Here is a 20,523-nt window from a genome sequence, read left to right as displayed (position 1 = left end):
GTGTCACGGGCGGGCAATTCAGCCAAGCCAGTGCTGCACGGCCCAGGTGATCCCGTAGCCGCCGACGAGCAGCCACACGTACAGGATCAGGCCGGTCATCAGCGCACGCGGGCCGGCGGCGCGGATCTGCGCGACGCGGGTCTCGATGCCGAGCGCGGTCATCGCCATCGTCAGCGCGAAGGTGTCGAGCACGTTCAGCGTATGCGTGACGTCGGTCGGCAGTACGTTCAGCGAATTGACGATCACGAAGCCCAGGAAGCCGAGCGCGAACCAGGGTACCGCCACCTTGCGCTTGCCGTGCGCGCCGCCGGCCGTTGCCCGCGCCGAGCGGGCGAGCCACCAGCCGAGCACCAGCAGCACGGGGACCAGCAGCATCACGCGCGTCATCTTCACGATCGTCGCGACGTGCGCGACCTGCGGGCTGATGTCGCTGGCCGCCCCGACCACCTGCGCGACTTCGTGGATCGTGCCGCCGAAGAACAGGCCGAGGCCGGCCGGATCGAGGTTCAGCAGCCCGGCGTGATACGCGACCGGGTACAGGAACATCGACAGCGTGCCGAACAGCACGGCGCTGCCCACGGCCATCGCGCTCTGGTGCGGCTTCGACTGCAGCGTCGATTCGAACGCGAGCACGGCGGCCGCGCCGCAGATCGCGCTGCCGGCGGCGGTCAGCAGCGCGGCGTCGCGGTCGAGCTTCATCAGCTTCATGCCGGCCCAGGTGCCGATCGCGAGCGTGCTGACGACGACCAGCACCGATACCGCGAGGCCCGGCAGGCCGACCTGCGCGATTTCCTGCAGGCTCACGCGCAACCCGAAGAACGCGACCGCGATGCGCAGCAGCTTGCGCGCGGAGAAGTTCACGCCGGCGGCCCAGCTGGCCGGCATGCCGTCGCGCAGCGCATTGCCGTACAGCGCGCCGGCGACGATGCCGACGATCAGCGGCGACAGGCCGAGCCCCGCGATCGCGGGAAGCTCGGACAGGCTTGTGACGGCGGCGGCGAACAGCGCGACGAACAGCACGCCGTTCAACTGGCCGCGCATCGACGGCGCGGCATGGCTGAGAGGGGGAGTCGGAGCAGTGGACATGAGAGCACCGTGATGGAGCGTGTGGCGATGCTGTAATCCTAATTTTGTTATATCGATATGAAAAATTGTGATTTGTGACGTAAACTATCCGGAAAGCCGATAATTCGTCCCCATGACCCCGGATCAACTGATAACGTTCGCCGCCGTCGCCGAACACCTGAACATCAGCCGCGCCGCCGTGGCGCTGCATCTGTCGCAGCCGGCCGTGTCGGGCCAGTTGCGGCTGCTGCAGGACGAATTCGGCGAGCCGCTGTACCAGCGCGACGGCCGTGGCATTCGCCTTACGCCGGTCGGCGAGCAGCTCGCGCAGTACGCGAAGGCGCAACGCGACACGTTCGCGCAGGCGCGTGCGTTTCGCGACGCGGTGCGCGGGCTCGAGGCCGGCACGCTGCGCATCGGCGCGAGCACGACGCCCGCGAGCTACCTGCTGCCGTACCTGATCGCGGCGTTCCAGCCGCTTGCGCCGCGCGTGACCATCCAGACGATGAGCGGCAATACGGCCGACGTCGTCGCCGCGCTGCCGTCGCTCGACATCGCGCTGATCGAGGGGCCGCCCGGCGAGGCGCTGCCGCCCGGTACGGCCGTCCATGCGTGGCACGAGGACGAGATCGTCGCGATCGTGCCGGCCGGCCATCCGCTGGCCGCGTCACGCTACGACGCGGGGGTGACGCTCGATGCGCTCGCCGCGCACCCGCTCGTGTTGCGCGAGGAAGGGTCGGCCGTGCGGCAACTCGTCGAGCGCGCGTTCGCGCACGGCGGCGCGCCGATGCGCGTCGCGTTCGAGATCGCCGGGGTCGAGGCCGTGAAGGAGGCCGTGCGCGCGGGGATGGGCGTCGGCTTCGTGTCCGCGATGTCGCTGCGTCACCCGGATGCGGCGCTCGTGCTGCGCTCGCTCGCGCCGGCGCCGCTCACCCGGCATTTCTCCATTCTCGTGCCGCACGGCGGCGCGCCGTCGCGCGTGGCCGCGCAATTCCTCGACATGAGCCTCGCGCAGGACCTCGCCTGAGGCGCCGAAACCGCTTGCCGGGCCCGCGCGGGAACACGCGTTGCGCGCCGGCGGGCAGGCGTTTGCGTCCCGTCCGGCCTTAGGGATTTCCTCTATGGCGTGGCTCCGGCGCGAGGCGCACCATCCGTCTCAAGCAAATGGAACCGGTTCCATTCCGGTAAAAAAGGGCAAAATGGCAGACATCGTGATCGTGGCGAGCGCATTCGGGATGGACCGGGTGCGCCAGGAGGGCCACAGTGCATTCATCGCGACCGTCGCGGCATCCGGCGCGACCGGCTTCGAGGTGCGGCGCGAACTGTTCGCGTCGGACGACGATGCGACGCCCGGCGCGCTGACCGCGCTCGGCGCGCAGATCGCCGGCCACGGGCTGTGGTCGGTGTACTCGACGCCGGCCACGCTGTACACGGAAACGGGTGCGCTCGACGCCGATGCGTTGCACGACGCGCTCGCGGAAGCCGACGCGCTCGGCGCGCGCTTCGTGAAATTCCAGCTCGGCGGTTTCGCCGGCGACGCGCACGCGGCCGACATCGTCGCGCTGTCGCGCGGCGCCAAGGCGCGTGTGGTGGTCGAGAACGGCCAGCTTCCGGTCGGCGGGGCGCTCATGCAGTTCCGCGGGCTGTTCGACGCGCTGGCCGCGGCTGGCGTGCGCGATGCGCTCGGGATGACGTTCGACATCGGCAACTGGCAGTGGCCGGGCGAAGCGCCGCTCGATTGCGCGCAGGTGCTCGCACCGCATGTCGAATACATTCACTGCAAGGCCGTCGAAGGCGAGGGCGCGCGCCGTTTCGCGGTCGCGCCGGCACCGGACGACGCGCTCGTGACCGGCGTGCTCGCGGCGCTGCCGCCGCACGCGCCGCGCGGCATCGAGTTTCCGTTCGACGCGGCCGATCCGGCGGGCGATGCATGTCGCCGGGTCGCATGGCTCGCGGCCGCGTGACCGCACCAGCATCCCGAGGAGTTCATTCATGAAAGCAGCACTCGATGTCGTGACCTACGGCGAAGCGATGGCGATGTTCGTCGCGGCCGAGCCCGGCCATCTCGCGCAGGCGGGGCAATTCACGAAGCGGATCGCGGGCGCCGACCTGAACGTCGCGATCGGCCTGTCGCGGCTCGGTTTCCGGGTCGGCTGGATGAGCCGCGTGGGCCGCGATTCGTTCGGCGGCTACGTGCTCGACACGCTGGCGCGCGAAGGCATCGACGCGTCGTGCGTGACGGTCGATCCGCGTTACCCGACCGGTTTCCAGCTGAAGTCGCGCAACGACGACGGCAGCGATCCGACCGTCGAATATTTCCGCAAGGGCTCGGCCGCGAGCCATCTGTCGTGCGACGACTACGTGGCCGACTACGTGCTCGGCGCGCGCCACCTGCACCTGACGGGCGTCGCGCCGGCGATCTCCGCGACCTCGTGCGAGCTGGCGTTCCAGCTGGCGCGCGAAATGCGCGCGGCCGGCAAGACGATCTCGTTCGACCCGAACCTGCGCCCGACGCTGTGGCCGTCCGCCGACGTGATGGCGAAAACGCTGAACGCGCTCGCGACGCTCGCCGACTGGGTGCTGCCGGGCCTCGCCGAAGGGCAGCAGCTCACCGGGCACGACACGCCGGCCGACATCGCGGGCTTCTATCTCGCGCAGGGTGCGCGCGGCGTCGTGATCAAGCTCGGCGCCGAAGGCGCGTATTTCCGCACGGCCGACGGCCGCGAGGGCACGGTCGTGGGCGAGCGCGTCGAACGGGTGGTCGACACGGTCGGCGCCGGCGACGGTTTCGCGGTCGGCGTGGTCAGCGCGTTGCTGGAAGGCCGCAGCGTCGAGCAGGCCGTCGCGCGCGGCAACCGGATCGGCGCGCTCGCCATCCAGGTGATCGGCGATTCGGAAGGGTTGCCGACGCGTGAAGCCCTCGACCGGCTCGAAAATGTCAGCAATCGCACCGATCGCTTAGAGGAAACCGTCACCGCGCAATGAGAGGCCGGACACGGCACAATCCGCGGATCCATTTCGTGTGCGACGCACACGCAGTTTTGTTCCAGGCCGACGGGTGTCCAGGCACCCAGTCCGGTCGACATACGGAGACACGCTCATGGCAGCCAATCTTGCAACCCGACGCTGGTGGACGATCATGCCGATCGTGTTCATCACGTACAGCCTCGCTTACCTCGACCGCGCGAACTACGGGTTCGCGGCGGCGGCCGGCATCAACCAGGACCTCGGGGTCAGCAAGGGCCTGTCGTCGCTGATCGGCGCGCTGTTCTTCCTCGGCTACTTCTTCTTCCAGATCCCCGGCGCGATCTATGCGGAGCGCCGCAGCGTGAAGAAGCTCGTGTTCGTCAGCCTGATCCTGTGGGGCGCCTGCGCGGCACTCACGGGCGTGGTCAGCAACATCCCGTCGCTGATGGCGATCCGCTTCGTGCTCGGTGTCGTCGAAGCGGCCGTGATGCCGGCGATGCTGATCTACATCAGCAACTGGTTCACGAAGAACGAGCGCTCGCGCGCGAACACGTTCCTGATCCTCGGCAACCCGGTCACGGTGCTGTGGATGTCGATCGTGTCGGGTTATCTCGTGCATGAATTCGGCTGGCGCCACATGTTCATCGCCGAAGGCGTGCCGGCCGTCATCTGGGCCGTGTGCTGGTGGTTCCTCGTGCAGGACAAGCCGGCCGATTCGCCGTGGCTCTCGGCACAGGAAAAGCGTGACCTCGACGCCGCGCTCGCGGCCGAGCAGGCGGCGATCAAGCCCGTGCGCAACTACGGCGAGGCATTCCGCTCGCCGGCCGTGATCAAGCTGTGCGCACAGTATTTCTGCTGGAGCATCGGCGTGTACGGCTTCGTGCTGTGGCTGCCGTCGATCGTCAAGAACGGTTCCGAGCTCGGGATGGTCGCGACCGGCTGGCTGTCCGCGCTGCCGTATCTGGCGGCGACGATCGCGATGCTCGCCGCCTCGTGGGCCTCCGACAAGGTCGGCTCGCGCCGCGGCTTCGTGTGGCCGTTCCTGCTGATCGGCGCGGCCGCGTTCGCCGCGTCGTACGCGCTCGGCTCGTCGCATTTCTGGATCTCGTATGCGCTCCTGGTCGTCGCGGGTGCGGCGATGTATGCGCCGTACGGCCCGTTCTTCGCGATCGTGCCGGAACTGCTGCCGAAGAACGTCGCCGGCGGCGCGATGGCGCTGATCAACAGCATGGGCGCGCTCGGCTCGTTCGTCGGCTCGTACTTCGTCGGCTACCTGAACGGTGCGACCGGGTCGCCCGTCGCATCGTATGCGTTCATGAGCGCCGCGCTCGTCGCCGCGGTGATCCTCACGCTGTCCGTCAAACCCCAGGCGCGCGATGCGCATCCGCTCGCCGCGCCGCTGCAAGGAAAATGAAACATGAAGCCCCGTATCGTCGCGTACAAGCCGCTGCCCGATGACGTCCTCGCGTACCTGCGCGAGCATGCGGACGTCGTGCAGGCCGATGGCGCCGATGCGCTTGCCGCCGCACTCGGCGACGCGGACGGCGCGATCGGCGCGAGCCTGAAGGTCACGCCGCAGATGCTCGATCGCGCCCCGCGGCTGAAGGCGTGGTCGACGATCTCGGTCGGCTACGACAACTTCGACGTCGCCGATCTCACGCGCCGCGGCATCGTGCTCGCGCATACGCCCGACGTGCTGACCGAGTCGACCGCCGATACGGTGTTCTCGCTGATCCTGGCGTCCGCGCGGCGCGTGGTCGAACTGGCCGAGTGGGTCAAGGCCGGGCATTGGCATCGCAGCATCGGCCCCGACCTGTACGGGACCGACGTGCAGGGCAAGACGCTCGGCATCGTCGGGCTCGGCCGGATCGGCGGCGCGGTCGCGCGCCGCGCGGCGCTCGGCTTCCGGATGCAGGTGCTGTACGCGAACCGCTCCGCGCATGCGGAAGCCGAGACGCAGTACGGCGCACGGCGCGTGACGCTCGACGCGTTGCTCGCCCAGTCGGATTTCGTGTGCGTGCAGGTGCCGCTGTCGCCGGAGACGCGCCACCTGATCGGCGCACCCGAATTCGCGAAGATGAAGCGCGGCGCGATCCTGATCAACGCGTCGCGCGGGCCCGTCGTCGACGAGGCCGCGCTGATCGACGCGCTGCGCGCGGGCACGATCCGCGGGGCGGGGCTCGACGTGTTCGAGCAGGAGCCGCTGCCGGCGGATTCGCCGCTGCTGCGGATGAAGAACGTCGTCGCGCTGCCGCATATCGGCTCGGCGACGCACGAGACGCGCCACGCGATGGCGCGCTGCGCCGCGGAAAACCTGGTCGGCGCGCTGGCCGGCACGCTGCGCACGAATCTCGTCAATCCGGACGCGCTCGCGCACGCCTGAGCCGCCGCCGGCACCCGGCCGGGACGGCGCGGGCACGGTTAGAGTCGAGGGTCTTGGTGCGGGCGGGCCGGCTGCGTTATGATCGCCCGCTCTCGTTGCATCGACGCGCCGGCTACACTGCCGGTGGCGTCGCGCGGCGGGGATCCGCGCCAGGTCCGGGCGGCCGATTGCCGATGCACGCGACTGGCGGGCGCTGGTCGACCGCGAAACACGGGGCCGGCGCAGGCGCAGAAGCGCTCAGACAGGGGAGTCCGCCGGGTGGCTTACGTTTCCAACAACAAAGGTCCGTCTGCTCACGAAGCGGCGCGGATCGTACGTCGCGAGGCACGACAGTGACCGATTCGCAACCTTCCACGACGCGTCCGGCGACGATCAGCGACGTCGCGCGCGAGGCCGGCACGGGCAAGACCAGCGTGTCGCGCTACCTGAACGGCGAAACCCACGTGCTGTCCGTCGATCTGCGCCAGCGGATCGAGTCGGCGATCGCGCGGCTCAACTACCGGCCGAACCAGATGGCGCGCGGGCTCAAGCGCGGCCGCAACCGGCTGCTCGGCATGCTCGCGGCCGACCTGACCAATCCCTACACCGTCGAAGTGCTGCAGGGCGTCGAGGCCGCGTGCCATGCGCTCGGCTACATGCCGCTCATCTGTCACGCGGCGAACGAGGTCGAGATGGAGCGGCGCTTCCTGCAGCTGCTCACGACCTACCGGGTCGAAGGGCTGATCGTCAACGCGCTCGGCGCGGAGGAGGACGTGCTGCGCCCGTTGCGCGGCGCGGGGATCCCGGCCGTGCTCGTCGACCGGACGGTCGAGGGCTTCGAGGCCGACCTGATCGGCCTCGACAACGCCGACGCGATCGAGATGGCGCTCGCGCACCTGGTCGAACACGGCTTCGACGCGATCCATTTCGTCGTGCAGCCGTTCGAGCGCGTCAGCTCGCGGCGCGTGCGCGAGGCGGCATTCCGCGCGGCGCTCGATGCGCGCGGGCTGCCGGTGCCGCCGACGGTCGTGCTCGACCTGAACGCGCCCGACGCGGCCGCCGCGGCGCTGGCCGACATCGACACTCGCATCGACGCCGCCGCGCGGCGCGGCGTGCGTGCGGCGCTGTTCGCCGCGAACGCGCCGGTCGCGCTCGCGATCGCGCGCCACCTGCGTGCGCGTTTCGGCGCCGCGTGGCAGCAGAAGGCGGCGCTGCTGTCGATCGACGATCCGGAATGGGCCGAGCTGATCGGCATCACGACGATTCGTCAGCCGACCTACGAAATCGGCTACAAGGCCGTCGAATTCGTGCACGAGCGGATCGACGGCGCGGCGGGCGACGTACGCGTCGCGATGCTGCCCGGCGAGCTGTGTGCGCGCGCGTCGACCACAAGCTGAGTATCATGCGGGGCACGCAGCGCGTCAGGTGCGCTGCCCCGAACAAGGAAATACATGACTGTCGCTCCCGTCACGCTGGCGCTGCTGATCGCCGCCACGCTGATCATCGCGCTGCTGCCGCTCGTCCTCTTCCGCATCCTGCGCAAGCCGCTTGCGCTCAATCGCCGCGACACGATCGTCGGCGTCGCCGTCTTCACGCTGTTTGCGATGATCGCCGAGCGCGCGTTTCACGGGCTCGTGCTGAGCCGCACGCCGGAGGACGGCTGGCTGACGCAGCCGCTCGCGTTCGTCGCGTACAGCGCGCTCGCGACGGCCGTATTCGAGGAAGCCGGCCGCTATCTCGGGATGCGTTTCCTGAACCGCCGCTACGGCGAGTCGGCCGGCGACGGCCGCGGGATCGGCTACGGGATCGGTCATGCCGGCGCCGAAGCATGGTTCGTCGGCGTGCTCGTGTGGGGCCAGTGGTCGTATCTCGCGTGGCTCGCGAGCCGCGGCCAGCTCGAGACGCAGTTGTCCGACCTGCCGGTCGACACCGTGGTGCGGCTGCACATGATGCTCGCGACGCTGTCGGCGCAGTCGATCCTGTTGTTGCTGCTCGAACGCTGCGCGGCGTTCGCGGTGCAGCTCGCGCTGTCGGTGCTGGTCTGGCGCGGCGTGCGCGCCGGCCGCGCGGGCGTGTTGCCGCTCGCGATCGTGCTGCATGCGCTCGCGGCCGTGCCGACGCTGCTGTATCAGGTGCGCGTGCTGCCGGCCGCGTGGGTCGAGGCCGCGTATTTCGTGCTGGGCGCGGTCCTGGTCGCCGTGCTGGTGAAGACGTGCCGGCCGTCGCGAACGGGTGCCTGACGGGGGAGCGTAATGGATGACTATCTGATCGAATGCCAGAGCGCGGAATTCGACGCGCTCGCGCGCGTGATCTGCGATCTCTTTCCGGAGCAGACGCGCTTTGCCGAAAGCAGCGATGCGCGCGGGCGCTTCCTGTCCGTGCACTGGCTCGCGATGCGTTTCGGCGCGACGCCGAAGCGGATGACGCTCGATATCCGCATCGTGCCGGCGGCGTTCGCGCGCTATCTTGCGCTCAAGCCGATGCAGCGTGCGCGCAGCCATGCGGTGCTGCATGCGTACACGGAAGCGATGCTCGGCTCGCTCGAGGAGCGGCATGCGGCCGGCGAGGCCGTCGAGCGCAACGCGGAACTCGAGCTCGACGAGGACTTTGCGTGAGCGGGTGCGCCGGCATCGTTCCGGCGCGGCGGGTTACGCGTCGCGGTAGACCTGCGCGAAGCGCTGCGCCTGCACGACGCCGTAGTCGCCGGGCGCGTATTGCATGACCCAGTCGCCGGCGACGCCGCGCAGCGTGTCGCCGTTTTCCGAGCGGGCGATCGTGAACGGCTCGTCCATCCGGCGGGCGAGCACGACGGCCGGCCGGTTCCGGTAGGCGCCCGGCGCGCCGTGCGCGAGTGCCGGATCGGCGGGCAGGTATTTGGCGTCGAAGCGTGCGCGCGACACGACCCAGCGATCGCCGGTCGAGCCGGTGATCAGCGCGTCGCCCGCGACGTAGCGGTTCGGACCTTCGAGGCTCATCAGTTCGCCGTCGGCATCCGCGAAAGCCACGGCGACGGTTTCGTCCTTGACGACGCGACGGGCCTGCGGATCGGTACGCAGATCGAGGTGTTTGAGTTCGAGCATGGCGGGAAGGTACGGGAAAGCTGGAAAAGCCGGGAGCTTATCCCGAATTCGGCGCGCCGTGTGGCGCGCCGATCGCCGGCGGAGGCGCGGCGCCGTCCGCCCGGGCGGGGCAGCACGGCGCCGGCGGGGTGGGCGTCAGGGTTGCGCGGGTGCGCTGGCGGCCGGCGCGGCTGCCGCCTTGCCTTCCTTGCCCTTCGCCTTGCCCTTGCCGCGATGCTCGCCGCCGTGGTGCAGCCAGCTGCGGAACGTCGTGTCGGCCAGTGCCTTCTGCTCGGCCGGGAAGCTCTCGTAGAGCGGCGCGAAGGCGTCGGCGAGCTTCTTCGCACCGTCGGCGTTCGCCTGCGACAGTTCCGCATACTGCTTCATGTCGTCGAGTGCGGAGACGTCGTGCTTGGCCATCCGTTCGCTGTAGAGGCGGCCCATCGTTGCGCCGTTGTCGCGCATCGTGTCGGCGAACGTCTTCCACTGCGGTTCCTGCGCCGACGTGATCTTCAACTGGTCGTGCAGGTACTTGATGCGCTGCTCGATGCGCGCTTCGTGGCGTGCCGCGCGCTGCTCGGCGCTCGGGGCCGACGCCGCGGCCGTCGTGGCCGGGGCCTGCGCGGGCGCTTGCGGCTGTGCCGGGGTTTGCGCGAACGCGCTGGCTGCAACGGCGAGCGTAGCGAGGGTGAGCGAGATTTTCTTCATGATTGGCTCTCCGGGGTGGTGTCGTGCGAGCGGGCGCGGCGGTCACTGCCGCAAGCGCGCTTCTCGCGTCGCCGTTATTAGTAGCACGTTGCGTGCGGCGCGGCAGTGAATGCGACACTTGCTTACATCCGATACGAATCGAAATTGAAAGGCCCGGATTCGGGCGATGCCGGTTGGGCACGCGGGCGTTCGGCGCTATCATCGCGTCACCTTCTACTCAGCCGGCGCGTTGCGTGCCGGCCCAGCCTCATGCGTCCACCCCGCCTCGACCAACTCGACGATCTCGACCGGCAACTCGTCGCGCTGCTGCAAGCCGATGCGCGCGCCAGCGTCGCGGATCTCGCGCGCCAGCTCGACGTCGCGCGCACGACGGTCGTCGCACGCATCGCGCGGCTCGAACGCACCAACGTGATTGCCGGGTACAGCGTGCGGCTCGGGCAGGACGTGCTCGACGCGAGCATTTATGCGTACGTCGGCATCATCCTCACGCCGAAGTTCGGCAAGGACGTATTGCGCAAGCTCGACCGGATGCCCGAAGTGCAGCTGCTGTGCGCGGTGAGCGGCGAGTACGACTACGTCGCGTGGCTGCGCGCCGATTCGCCCGAACGGCTCAACGACCTGCTCGACCAGATCGGGACGCTCGAAGGCGTCGAGCGCACGACGACGTCGATCATCCTGTCGCGCAAGATCGATCGCGGGACGATCGGCGGCTGACCTGCCGCACGCGGTGCCGTGCACGACCGTGCCAGCGCGTGCATTGCGCGGGTTTGCGCGGCGTCGCGGGGTTTCGCTTGCCGCCCGCCCGCGGCCATATTCGTCCCGACCGCCGGCGCATTGCCTGATGGGCAGGGTGCCGGCCGTCGCCTGCCTGCGCATCCGGCGCGTCTCTTCCTTCCGAACGCCTTCGTGTCGCCTGCTTCGACCGGCGTGCCGCTCCTGACGCGGGCGGTTCGTGCGTCGGCGCCATGCCATTCCTCGTCTTTGCCTTCGTCCTTCGTTCTTGCGCGTGAAGCCTGCAACGGCCTGCCTGCAGGCGCGCTTATACGCGATTTTTAGATGAATCGGACGTTTCGACGAAATGTATCGTCATAACGTCGAAATTATCGGTCGTTTCGCATCATTCTTCGTCTTGGAACTGATTTTGCGCGTCCCTAAACTGTGTTCATGGCTCGACGCCGTTCACAACACCAACCCATCATCAGGAGATAAGCGCATGAAAATCGCCATCGTCGGCGCAGGTCTGATCGGCCACACCATCGCTCACATGCTGCGTGAAACGGGCGACTACGAAGTCGTCGCGTTCGACCGCGACGCGGATGCGCTCGCGAAGCTGTCGCGCGAAGGCATCGCGACGCAACGCGTCGATTCCGCCGATGCGAATGCGATTCGCGAAGCAGTGAAGGGCTTCGATGCGCTCGTCAATGCGCTGCCTTACTACCTCGCGGTGAACGTTGCCGCCGCCGCGAAGGCTGCCGGCGTCCATTACTTCGACCTGACCGAAGACGTGCGCGCCACCCACGCGATCCGCGAACTGGCCGACGGCTCCGACCGTGCGTTCATGCCGCAGTGCGGCCTCGCGCCGGGCTTCATCGGCATCGCCGCGCACGAACTCGTGAACGGCTTCAGCGAAGTGCGCGACGTGAAGATGCGCGTCGGCGCGCTGCCCGAGTATCCGACCAACGCGCTGAAGTACAACCTGACGTGGAGCGTCGACGGCCTGATCAACGAATACTGCCAGCCGTGCGAAGCGATCCGCGACGGTCGCAAGCAGTGGGTGCAGCCGCTCGAAGGCCTCGAGCACTTCTCGCTGGACGGCACCGAATACGAAGCGTTCAACACGTCGGGCGGCCTCGGCACGCTGTGCGAGACGCTGTCGGGCAAGGTCGAGACGCTCGACTACAAGTCGGTGCGCTATCCGGGCCACCGCGAGCTCGTCCAGTTCCTGCTGGAAGACCTGCGCCTGTCGACCGACCGCGACACGCTGAAGTCGATCATGCGCCGTGCGGTGCCGTCGACGAAGCAGGACGTCGTGCTCGTGTTCGTCACGGTGACGGGCGTGAAGGACGGCCAGCTCGTGCAGGACGTGTTCACGCGCAAGATCTTCGCGAAGGACGTGTGCGGGATGCACATGAGCGCGATCCAGATCACGACGGCCGGCGCGATGTGCGCGGTGCTGGATCTGTTCCGCGAAAAGAAGCTGCCGCAGAGCGGTTTCATCCCGCAGGAAAAGGTGTCGCTGAAGGCGTTCCTGTCGAACCGCTTCGGCAAGCTGTACGACGGCGGCACGATGGAGCGCGTGCACGCGCTCGCCTGACCCTCCGCCAGCCTCGGGCACGAGGGCCGTACGACGCCGGGAGCGCAGCAGCGCTTCCGGCGTTGTCGTTTGTGACGCGCAAGGCGGGAACGGTGCGGTGCGCTCAGGCCGGCAGCGGCGGGACGATCGTCGCAGGTTGCGGCGGCGGCACGATGCGGTACAGCAGCGCGTCGACGTCCGCGTCGGACGGTGCGGTGTTGTCGAACATCACGATGCCGTCGCATTCCTGGCCGGTCGGCACGAAGCGGCGCTGCCGGTATTCGTCCCAGTGCGCGAGCTTGTAGGCATCGTTCGGATTGCCGCGTGCGACGATCCGTGCGTGTGCAACGTCTTCCGACGTGTGGACCCAGACGACCGTCAGCGTGACGTCGGGCGCGATGCCGAGCCACGCGCGATCGAGGATGCGCCGGTCGCGCACTTCGCGCGACAGCGGGCCGACGACGATCGCGCTGATGCCGAGCGCGAGATTGTCGCGGGCCGTATCGAGCAGGCCGTGATATTCGGGATCGCGCAGGTGTTTCAGGTAGAGCGGGCTGTCGCGATCGTTCGGATCTTCCGTGAGCGCGCCCATCGCGGCCGAGCTGTAGCGGCCGTACAGCGTGTCCTTGTCGAGCAGGCAGAACGCCTCGCCGGTGGCGCGCATCAGCGGCCCGATGAGCCGCTTCGCGAGCGTGGTCTTGCCGGTGCCGGCGTGACCGCAGAAGAACACCAGGTGCGTCACGAAGCCTGGCTCCCCGGCCGCGGGCCCGACGCGTCGTTGCGCCTGTCGCCGCGCGAGAAGACTTCCGCTTCCAGCCACATCGCGTTGATGATGCCGAAGCCGAGCGCCACGCCGATGCCGAGTATCCACGAGAAATACCACATAGGTCTGCCTCCTTGACGGTTGGGCCGCACGGGCGTTGTGCGTTGCGCAACGCAGGTGCCGCGGGCCGGTCGAAGTACCCCGATGCGCGTGCTGCGGCGCACGCAGCCCGATCATGACCAATATCGGCGTGCCGTGCAAGCCGGGCCGTCCGCGCAGCAAACCGGTAAACTGATGCACAAACCGCAACATGACGGACGACATGCTGATCAACTGCGCTGCATACCAGGATGGCCGCAAGCTGGCCGACATCGATATCGACGCCATCAGCGACTACGTGTCGAAGCCCGAGTGCTTCGTGTGGGTCGCGCTGAAGGATCCGACGCCGGAGGAAATCGACCTGATGGGCGAGGAGTTCGGGCTGCACGAGCTCGCGCTCGAGGACGCCCGCAAGGGGCACCAGCGGCCGAAGATCGAGGAGTACGGCGATTCGCTGTTCGCCGTGCTGCATACGGTCGAGCTCGACGAGGACGACGAATTCAAGGTCGGCGAACTGAACGTGTTCGTCGGCCCGAACTACGTGCTGTCGATCCGCAACCATACCGAGCATGATTTCCGCGACGTGCGCAAGCGCTGCGAGCGGGAGCCGCATCTGCTGCGGGAGGGCTCGGCGTTCGTGTTCTACGCGTTGATGGACCAGGTGGTCGACCGCTACTTTCCGATCCTCGAAACGCTCGGTGCGGAGCTCGAGGAACTGGAGGACCGCATCTTCGCGAAAGCGACGCCCGCGTCGTCGCGCGCGATCATCGAGGATCTCTATTCGCTGAAACGCCGGCTCGTGATGCTGTACCAGCACACGGCGCCGCTGATGGAGCCGCTCGCCAAGCTCACCGGCGGGCGCGTGCCGCAGGTGTGCAGCGGGATGGCCGCTTATTTCCGCGACGTGTACGACCATCTGCAGCGGATCGTGAAGACGATTGAAGGACGCCGGGAGATGGTCGTCACGGCGATCCAGGTCAACCTCGGGATGATTTCGCTCGCCGAGAACGAAGTGACGAAGCGGCTCGGCTCGTTCGCCGCGCTGTTCGCGATACCGACGATGATCGCCGGCATCTACGGGATGAATTTCGCGAACATGCCCGAGTTGCACCTGAAATACGGCTTCTACGGCTGCATCGCGGTGATGGTCGTCGCCGATCTCGCGCTGTGGTGGCGTTTCAAGCGGGCAGGGTGGCTGTAGCCAGCTCAGGCCTGGCGTGGCGCGTGCTTGCCGACCACGACGCGCCACGGCCGCACGCGCCACGATTTCACGAGGCCGTTCTGCACGTACGGATCGGCGCGCGCGAACGATTCGGCCGCTTCCGGCGAATCGCCTTCGAACACGAGCACGGCCTGATCGGCCGGGTCCGCCAGCGCACCGGCGAGCATCAGTTCGCCGCGCTCGGTCGCGGCCTGCGCGAGCGCGAGATGCTGCGCGCGGAAGGGTTCGCGCCGCGACAGGTAATCGTCGACGAGTTCGTAGATCAACTGGTAATGCATGATCGCTCCCGGAGTCGGTGGGTGCCGCCGGATCGCGGGCCGGCCGGCTCAGTATAGGGCACCGTACGGCCTTTGGCAGTGCGCTTTGCGCGGCGCGGCGCACGGTTGTCAGGGCGTCGGACGGATCGAAATGCGTGACCGGGTTTCGTCGACATTCCGGAATAAACGCAACTAACGGTCTGGTTTCCAAAGCGCCCGGAAAGTGACGGGCGCCTTCGCACCACAGCACTGGTGCCTGGAATCGTCTGCAGGAAAAGAGGGGCGGTCACGTCCATGCCGGGCGGGGATTCCACGTGCCGGCGGCGGCTTCCGGGGCCGGCGAAAAGGGATCGGAACCGTGCGCGGGGCCGTCCGGGCGGGCGCTGCGCGCGGGCGTTTCCATTGGCCGGAATGCGACCTATGCTGAACGAATCCGGAGCGAACTCCGTTCGCCCGATTCGCCCAGACGAGGTGAGCCATGCCTGTATCAGCCACCCTGCAGGATTGCCTGCGCCAGAAGTCATCGCGGTACGAAGTCGTGTACCACCCCTATAGCCATACGAGCATGGAGACGGCCGCCGCCGCGCATATCCCCGGCGACCGCCTCGCGAAAACCGTGCTCCTCGAGGACGACGAGGGCTACGTCGCCGCGGTCTTGCCGACCACGCACGCGGTGCGCCTGTCGGATCTCTGGGTGAAGACGGGACGCCATCTCGTGCTTGCCCGGGAGGTCGAATTGCGCGAACTGTTCAAGGACTGCGACATGGGCGCGCTGCCGCCGGTATGCATGGCGTACGGGATGAAGACGTTCCTCGAGGAACGTCTCGCGCAGCAGCCGGAAGTCTATTTCGAGGCCGGCGACCACGAAGCGCTGATCCACATGATGCAGGATGAATTCCTGACGCTGATGGAGACGGCCGAGCGCGCGCATTTCTCGCACAAGATGCAAGGGATGATGCTGTCCTGAGGGAGCCTCGAATGCGGTGATGCGCAGGGCCGGTGCGCAGGCGTGCGCCCCGGCGGGGAGGGGGTGCACCTGCTTGATTGCGATGTTCCAGTCAGTTAATTCGACATACGAATCTATTTCACGAGGTCTGAATTAAATTCAATTCGACCTTTGTTGTGTCGGATTCCTGTTTATTCCAGCAAGGTTGACTCGTCCCGTCGACGTGTCACGGCATGCGATACCGGCGTGCTTCGATGCGGGCGCCCCGAAGCGCCGGTCGACCGCCTCCCATATTGACGCGTGGCGGGTACGTTCGGCTCGTTGCCCCCAAGGGGGAGGTCATTTCCCGTGCCGCACGGGAAATACACGAAAATCCATGTCGGACGGGTTCGATATACGGATTGGAATATATCCATACAAATCAATTACCAATTCAATAATAAAGACTTGATTTGTGCTTACCGGAATATTATTTGAATAAGCCCTCCAAACTTTGTATTTGGGCATCAAATAAAGTTTGACGGCAAAATTTTTTCCTTGCTATCGTCTGCACCCAAGTGAACGGCGCCATTGACATCACCGCGTAACGAACGGCGAATCGTCATACGAATTGCGAGGGGCGCCAGCTCGGCTGACAATTGCCTGACCGCGCAGGTGGGTGTTTTTCCGGTATAAATCCGGGCCGCATCGGCGCAACGATTTCGTGAAAAAGAATGAATTGGAATTCGAATGTGATTCTTTCAATTCGGATTGCTAATTGAATTTGAAATGAAATGTTCGGGGTGATGCGGTGGCGCTGCCGACCTGGCTGCGCTGCCGGCCGCAACCCGAAACTGGGCGAATCGCTTGGGGGATGGATGGTGGGCATGAAAGTCGAAGAACATCTGGCTACTTCGAACAGCGGGCTGGCCACGCTGGGGCGTCCGAGAGAGTTCGGCAAGAAGCAGCAGAACCCGGTGCGCCGGTTCGGCGGCATCGGGATCGTCCTGGTACTGCATGCAGTGCTGATCTACGCGCTGCTCAACGGCCTCGCGACCAAAGTCGTGCAGGTGATCCAGCATCCGATCGAGACCCGCATCATCGAGCCGGTCAAACCGCCGCCGCCACCGCCGATGCCGGTGGTCAAGCTCCCGCCGCCGAAATTCGCACCGCCGCCGCCGCCGTTCGTGCCGCCGCCGGAAGTCCAGGTGCAGGCGCCGCCGCAGGCGACGATCACGCACCAGGCGGCCCCGGTGCCGTCCGCGCCGGCCGTGCAGGCGCCGGTGGTGGCGCCGCCGGCACCGGCCAAGCCGGTCAGCCATGACGTCGGGGTCGTCTGCCCGAATTCGGACGCGCTGCGTGCGTCGATCCAGTATCCGAAGGAAGCGCAGGAAAACAACATCACCGGTGACGTGACGATCGAGTTCGTCGTGGATGCGGAAGGGAACATCACGAACGAGCGCGTCGCGCAGTCCGCGGATCCGATCCTCGATCGAGCCGCGTACAACACCGTGAAACGGTTCAAATGCGTCGCACAGGGCCAGTCGGTGCGGGTCCAGGTGCCGTTCTCGTTCAATCTGAATTGATGCAGTGGGCGGCCCGGCACGCGCCGGGTCGGGGAAAACCGTCTCGAACTTATGTAATAAGTTCACCGAAAGAACTGGAGTGGGGTATGACGAAGCGTTCACTGGCCGCGCTGGCGGCAAGCATGTTGATGTCCGTCGCCGTGGTCGACGGGTTCGTTGCGCCGCAGCTCGCCCATGCGCAGGCCAGCGGGGCGGCCGATGCATCGGCGCAGGCCGCGGCGCCGTCGGCCGCGCCGGCCACGGTCCCGGCCGCCGCCGAGCCGGCTCCGCCGCCCGCGCCGGCCACGACGGTGGCGGTCGACAATCCGTACGGGCTCGGCGCGCTGTGGAAGAACGGCGATTTCGTCGCGCGTTTCGTGCTGATCCTGCTGGTGATCATGTCGATGGGAAGCTGGTACATCATGGTCACGAAGTTCCTGGAGCAGTTGCGCGCGAATCGCCGCGCGAAACTGGCCGACGCGCAGCTCTGGACCGCGCCGTCGCTGGCCGAGGGCGCCAGGATGCTCGACGAGGCGTCGCCGTTCCGGTTCATCGCCGAAACCGCGATCGAAGCCGGCGAGCATCACGAAGACGCGCTGCTCGAAGCGGTCGACCGCAACACGTGGATCGACGTATCGGTCGAGCGCTCGATCACGAACGTATCGAACCGGATGCAGGACGGCCTCGCGTTCCTGGCCACGGTGGGGTCGACCGCGCCGTTCGTCGGGCTGTTCGGCACCGTCTGGGGAATCTATCACGCGCTGACGGCGATCGGCATCGCGGGCCAGGCCTCGATCGACAAGGTCGCGGGCCCGGTGGGCGAGGCGCTCATCATGACCGCGATCGGCCTCGCCGTCGCGGTGCCGGCGGTGCTCGGCTACAACTTCCTGGTCCGGCGCAACAAGTCGGTGATGGAGCGGGTCCGCAACTTCGGCGCGCAACTGCACACGGTGCTGCTGGCCGGCAACCGGCGCCCGGTGCGGGCGGCGGCGCCGGCGGCGTCGCTCGCGAACTGACCGGCTGACGGAGGCGCGCGATGGCCATGAACGTCGGGCAGGACGATAGCGACGAGGTGATCGCCAACATCAACACGACGCCGCTCGTCGACGTGATGCTGGTGTTGTTGATCATCTTCCTGATCACGATTCCGGTCGTGACGCACACGATCCAGCTTCAGCTGCCGAAGGAGACGGTGCAGCCGCTGCAGACGACGCCGAAAAGCATCGAGATCGCGGTGAATCGCGACGGCGATTTCTTCTGGGGCGAGCAGCTGGTGGACGCGCCGACGCTGCTCGCGAAGCTCAAGGGCGTGTCGCAACAACAGCCGCAGCCGAGCGTCCACGTGCGGGGCGACCAGAACACGCGCTACGAGTTCATCGGGCGAGTGGTCACGATGTGCGAGCGCGCGGGGATCGCGAAGCTGTCATTCATTACGGAGCCGCCGGCGCGCGGCGGTTAGGCGCCAACGCGGATCCACAGGAGTCGACGATGGGGATGAACGTGCCTTCGGGCGGGAGCAATGCGGAACCGGACGTGATGGTGGACATCAACACCACGCCGCTGATCGACGTGATGCTGGTGCTGCTGATCATGCTGATCATCACGATTCCGATCCAGATGCATTCGGTGAAGATGGACCTGCCGGTCGGCAACCCGCCGCCGCCGGCCGCGCCGCCGGAAGTCGTGCAGATCGATATCGACTTCGACGGCACGACGACGTGGAACGGCGCGCCGGTGCCGGACCGTTCGGCGCTCGAGGCGAAACTGTCGCAGGTCGCGGCGGAACCCGTGCAGGCGGAGATCCACCTGCGCCCGAACAAGCTGGTGCCGTACAAGGACGTGGCGGCCGTGCTGGCGTCCGCGCAGCGCGTCGGCGCGACCAAGATCGGCCTGATCGGCAACGAACAGTTCATGCAATGACGAAACGGACGAGCCGATGAACCAGCGACGATGGAAACGGATGGTGGCGGTGACGGCGCTCGGCGCGGCCTGCATGCTCGGCCGGCCGGCGCTGCCGGCGGACGCGCTGCGGCCGGACGTGGCGAAACCGCTCGCGGCTGCGCAGGAGTTGTACCGCGCGCACAAGTATCGCGACGCGCTCGGCAAGATCGCCCAGGCGGCGGCCGTGCCCAACCGGACGCCGTACGAAACGTACATGGTGGAGGAGATGCGCGGCGCGGCGGCGATGGCGGCTGGCGACACGGGCACGGCCGCGCAGGCGTACGAGTCGGTGCTGAACTCGGGGCGGCTGTCGGGCGAGGACGAGCAGCGCACCACGGCCGCGCTGGCCGGCATCTACTTCCAGCAAAAGAACTACCCGCTGGCGATCCGGACCGCACAGCGCTACCTGAAGGCCGGCGGCACGGATCCCGAAATGCGCACGCTGCTCACGCAGTCGTACTACCTGTCGAACGATTGCGCGCCGGTCGTGAGCCAGTTGAAGGCGAGCACCGACACGCAGGCGAACGGCGGGCACGCGCCGGACGAAGGGCAGTTGCAGATGCTCGCGACGTGCGCGCAGAAAGTGAAGGACGGCAACGCGTATCGCGGGGCACTCGGGCTGCTGGTCGCCTACCATCCGAGTCCCGCGTACTGGGACGAAATGATCGCGGCCATTCGCGGCACGCCCGGGTATCTGTCGTCGCTCGACCTCGACATCTACCGGTTGCGCCGTGCGACGGGCTCGCTTGCGACGGCCGACGCGTACATGGAGATGACCCAACTCGCGCTGGTTGCTGGGTCTCCCGCCGAAGGCAAGCAGGTGATCGACCAGGGGTTCGCGACCGGCGTACTCGGCAAGGACGCGCAGGCGGATCGCGAGAAACGGCTGCAGGCGCTTGCCGCGAAGCGCGCGCAGCCGGGCGGGGACGCCGCGACGCCGGTGACGCCGCTCGACACGGGCATGAATCTCGTCTTTGCGGGCCGGGCGCAGCAGGGTTTGCCGATGATGGAGCAGGCGATCGCCAAGGGCGGCCTCGAGCATCCCGACGCGGCGCGACTGCGGCTCGGCGAGGCGTACTACGTGGCCGGCCAGAAGGTGCGTGCGGTGCAGGTGCTGCGCACGGTCAAGGGAACCGACGGTTCCGGTGACCTGGCCAGGCTGTGGACGGCGGTGGCTTCCCGGTAACGCAACGAAAGGGCGCCGGCACACGACGCGGGCGCAGTCAGTCGGCAAGCGGCGTGCCGCCGCGAGCGTTCCGATGCATGGCGGTCAGGTTCAACGACGAAAAGGGGCAAC

Annotated in this window: 23 protein-coding genes; 17 read left to right on the top strand and 6 right to left on the bottom strand. The window is 67.5% G+C overall.

What is annotated here, in order from left to right:
• Window positions 1–18: 18 nt before the first annotated feature.
• Window positions 19–1,086, bottom strand: coding sequence for a YeiH family protein (locus WJ12_RS08715; protein ID WP_069245631.1), 1,068 nt, complete (start codon window positions 1,084–1,086; stop codon window positions 19–21).
• A gap of 112 nt (window positions 1,087–1,198) precedes the next feature.
• On the opposite strand from WJ12_RS08715, the gene WJ12_RS08710 reads away from it, so the two are divergent.
• The 8 genes from WJ12_RS08710 (at window position 1,199) to WJ12_RS08675 (ending at window position 9,009) form a co-directional block, all read left to right on the top strand.
• Window positions 1,199–2,092 carry a LysR family transcriptional regulator gene (locus WJ12_RS08710; protein ID WP_049030239.1) on the top strand — a complete coding sequence of 298 codons (894 nt, stop codon included), beginning with the start codon at window positions 1,199–1,201 and terminating at the stop codon, window positions 2,090–2,092.
• Between the two features lie 172 nt (window positions 2,093–2,264).
• Window positions 2,265–3,029, top strand: coding sequence for a sugar phosphate isomerase/epimerase family protein (locus WJ12_RS08705; RefSeq protein WP_059557635.1), 765 nt, complete (start codon window positions 2,265–2,267; stop codon window positions 3,027–3,029).
• Window positions 3,030–3,057: 28 nt separating this feature from the next.
• The gene (locus WJ12_RS08700; protein WP_034186827.1) at window positions 3,058–4,050 is read left to right on the top strand and encodes a sugar kinase; all 993 of its coding nucleotides are present in this window, start codon (window positions 3,058–3,060) and stop codon (window positions 4,048–4,050) included.
• A gap of 115 nt (window positions 4,051–4,165) precedes the next feature.
• Window positions 4,166–5,446, top strand: a complete 1,281-nt coding sequence (locus WJ12_RS08695) for an MFS transporter (RefSeq protein WP_034186828.1) — start codon at window positions 4,166–4,168, stop codon at window positions 5,444–5,446.
• A 3-nt stretch (window positions 5,447–5,449) separates the two neighbouring features.
• Window positions 5,450–6,415: an NAD(P)-dependent oxidoreductase gene (locus tag WJ12_RS08690; RefSeq protein ID WP_059557636.1), complete on the top strand. Its 966-nt coding sequence runs from the start codon at window positions 5,450–5,452 to the stop codon at window positions 6,413–6,415.
• A gap of 332 nt (window positions 6,416–6,747) precedes the next feature.
• Window positions 6,748–7,791, top strand: coding sequence for a LacI family DNA-binding transcriptional regulator (locus tag WJ12_RS08685; RefSeq protein WP_034186830.1), 1,044 nt, complete (start codon window positions 6,748–6,750; stop codon window positions 7,789–7,791).
• Window positions 7,792–7,845: 54 nt separating this feature from the next.
• A complete protein-coding gene (locus WJ12_RS08680; RefSeq protein ID WP_069245630.1) occupies window positions 7,846–8,634 on the top strand; it encodes a YhfC family intramembrane metalloprotease in 789 nt (262 codons plus the stop codon).
• Between the two features lie 12 nt (window positions 8,635–8,646).
• Complete coding sequence (locus WJ12_RS08675) at window positions 8,647–9,009, top strand: DUF3022 domain-containing protein (RefSeq protein ID WP_034186832.1); 363 nt, start codon at window positions 8,647–8,649, stop codon at window positions 9,007–9,009.
• Between the two features lie 33 nt (window positions 9,010–9,042).
• Here WJ12_RS08675 and WJ12_RS08670 read toward each other — a convergent pair whose 3' ends face one another.
• Together WJ12_RS08670 and WJ12_RS08665 are read right to left on the bottom strand one after the other, a co-directional pair.
• Window positions 9,043–9,474, bottom strand: coding sequence for a PGDYG domain-containing protein (locus tag WJ12_RS08670; protein ID WP_069245629.1), 432 nt, complete (start codon window positions 9,472–9,474; stop codon window positions 9,043–9,045).
• A 135-nt stretch (window positions 9,475–9,609) separates the two neighbouring features.
• Complete coding sequence (locus WJ12_RS08665; protein WP_034186834.1) at window positions 9,610–10,161, bottom strand: Spy/CpxP family protein refolding chaperone; 552 nt, start codon at window positions 10,159–10,161, stop codon at window positions 9,610–9,612.
• Between the two features lie 249 nt (window positions 10,162–10,410).
• Between WJ12_RS08665 and WJ12_RS08660 the strand changes: the two genes are divergently transcribed.
• Both WJ12_RS08660 and WJ12_RS08655 read left to right on the top strand, forming a co-directional pair.
• Complete coding sequence (locus WJ12_RS08660; RefSeq protein ID WP_006481526.1) at window positions 10,411–10,875, top strand: Lrp/AsnC family transcriptional regulator; 465 nt, start codon at window positions 10,411–10,413, stop codon at window positions 10,873–10,875.
• A gap of 499 nt (window positions 10,876–11,374) precedes the next feature.
• Window positions 11,375–12,475, top strand: coding sequence for a saccharopine dehydrogenase family protein (locus WJ12_RS08655; protein WP_034186835.1), 1,101 nt, complete (start codon window positions 11,375–11,377; stop codon window positions 12,473–12,475).
• A gap of 103 nt (window positions 12,476–12,578) precedes the next feature.
• On the opposite strand, the gene WJ12_RS08650 is transcribed toward WJ12_RS08655, so the two are convergent.
• On the bottom strand, window positions 12,579–13,196 hold the full coding sequence (locus tag WJ12_RS08650) for a P-loop nucleotide/nucleoside kinase family protein (RefSeq protein WP_034186836.1): 618 nt from the start codon (window positions 13,194–13,196) through the stop codon (window positions 12,579–12,581).
• Window positions 13,193–13,339, bottom strand: coding sequence for a cytochrome bd-I oxidase subunit CydX (gene cydX / locus WJ12_RS08645; protein WP_034186837.1), 147 nt, complete (start codon window positions 13,337–13,339; stop codon window positions 13,193–13,195). Before cydX ends, WJ12_RS08650 begins: the two co-directional genes overlap by 4 nt.
• A 200-nt stretch (window positions 13,340–13,539) precedes the next feature.
• Between cydX and corA the strand changes: the two genes are divergently transcribed.
• Window positions 13,540–14,517: a magnesium/cobalt transporter CorA gene (corA, locus tag WJ12_RS08640; protein ID WP_034187007.1), complete on the top strand. Its 978-nt coding sequence runs from the start codon at window positions 13,540–13,542 to the stop codon at window positions 14,515–14,517.
• Between the two features lie 5 nt (window positions 14,518–14,522).
• Here the strand turns inward: corA and WJ12_RS08635 are convergent, their stop codons facing one another.
• On the bottom strand, window positions 14,523–14,816 hold the full coding sequence (locus tag WJ12_RS08635; RefSeq protein WP_034186838.1) for a YciI-like protein: 294 nt from the start codon (window positions 14,814–14,816) through the stop codon (window positions 14,523–14,525).
• A gap of 457 nt (window positions 14,817–15,273) precedes the next feature.
• Here WJ12_RS08635 and WJ12_RS08630 point away from each other — a divergent pair, with 457 nt between their 5' ends.
• The 6 genes from WJ12_RS08630 (at window position 15,274) to WJ12_RS08605 (ending at window position 20,412) form a co-directional block, all read left to right on the top strand.
• On the top strand, window positions 15,274–15,762 hold the full coding sequence (locus tag WJ12_RS08630) for an aminoacyl-tRNA deacylase (RefSeq protein ID WP_034186839.1): 489 nt from the start codon (window positions 15,274–15,276) through the stop codon (window positions 15,760–15,762).
• An 845-nt stretch (window positions 15,763–16,607) separates the two neighbouring features.
• Window positions 16,608–17,306 carry an energy transducer TonB gene (locus WJ12_RS08625; protein WP_034187008.1) on the top strand — a complete coding sequence of 233 codons (699 nt, stop codon included), beginning with the start codon at window positions 16,608–16,610 and terminating at the stop codon, window positions 17,304–17,306.
• Between the two features lie 86 nt (window positions 17,307–17,392).
• A complete protein-coding gene (locus WJ12_RS08620) occupies window positions 17,393–18,301 on the top strand; it encodes a MotA/TolQ/ExbB proton channel family protein (RefSeq protein WP_034186840.1) in 909 nt (302 codons plus the stop codon).
• A gap of 20 nt (window positions 18,302–18,321) precedes the next feature.
• Complete coding sequence (locus WJ12_RS08615; RefSeq protein ID WP_048250972.1) at window positions 18,322–18,744, top strand: ExbD/TolR family protein; 423 nt, start codon at window positions 18,322–18,324, stop codon at window positions 18,742–18,744.
• Window positions 18,745–18,773: 29 nt separating this feature from the next.
• Window positions 18,774–19,205 carry an ExbD/TolR family protein gene (locus WJ12_RS08610; protein ID WP_034186842.1) on the top strand — a complete coding sequence of 144 codons (432 nt, stop codon included), beginning with the start codon at window positions 18,774–18,776 and terminating at the stop codon, window positions 19,203–19,205.
• A 16-nt stretch (window positions 19,206–19,221) separates the two neighbouring features.
• On the top strand, window positions 19,222–20,412 hold the full coding sequence (locus WJ12_RS08605) for a tetratricopeptide repeat protein (RefSeq protein ID WP_059557638.1): 1,191 nt from the start codon (window positions 19,222–19,224) through the stop codon (window positions 20,410–20,412).
• Window positions 20,413–20,523: the final 111 nt, after the last annotated feature.

The sequence above is a fragment of the Burkholderia seminalis genome (genome assembly GCF_001718535.1).
Classification (GTDB): Bacteria; Pseudomonadota; Gammaproteobacteria; order Burkholderiales; family Burkholderiaceae; genus Burkholderia; species Burkholderia seminalis.
The sequence above is the reverse complement of the archived record's forward strand: the minus strand, read 5'-3'. Positions and strand labels throughout refer to the sequence as shown.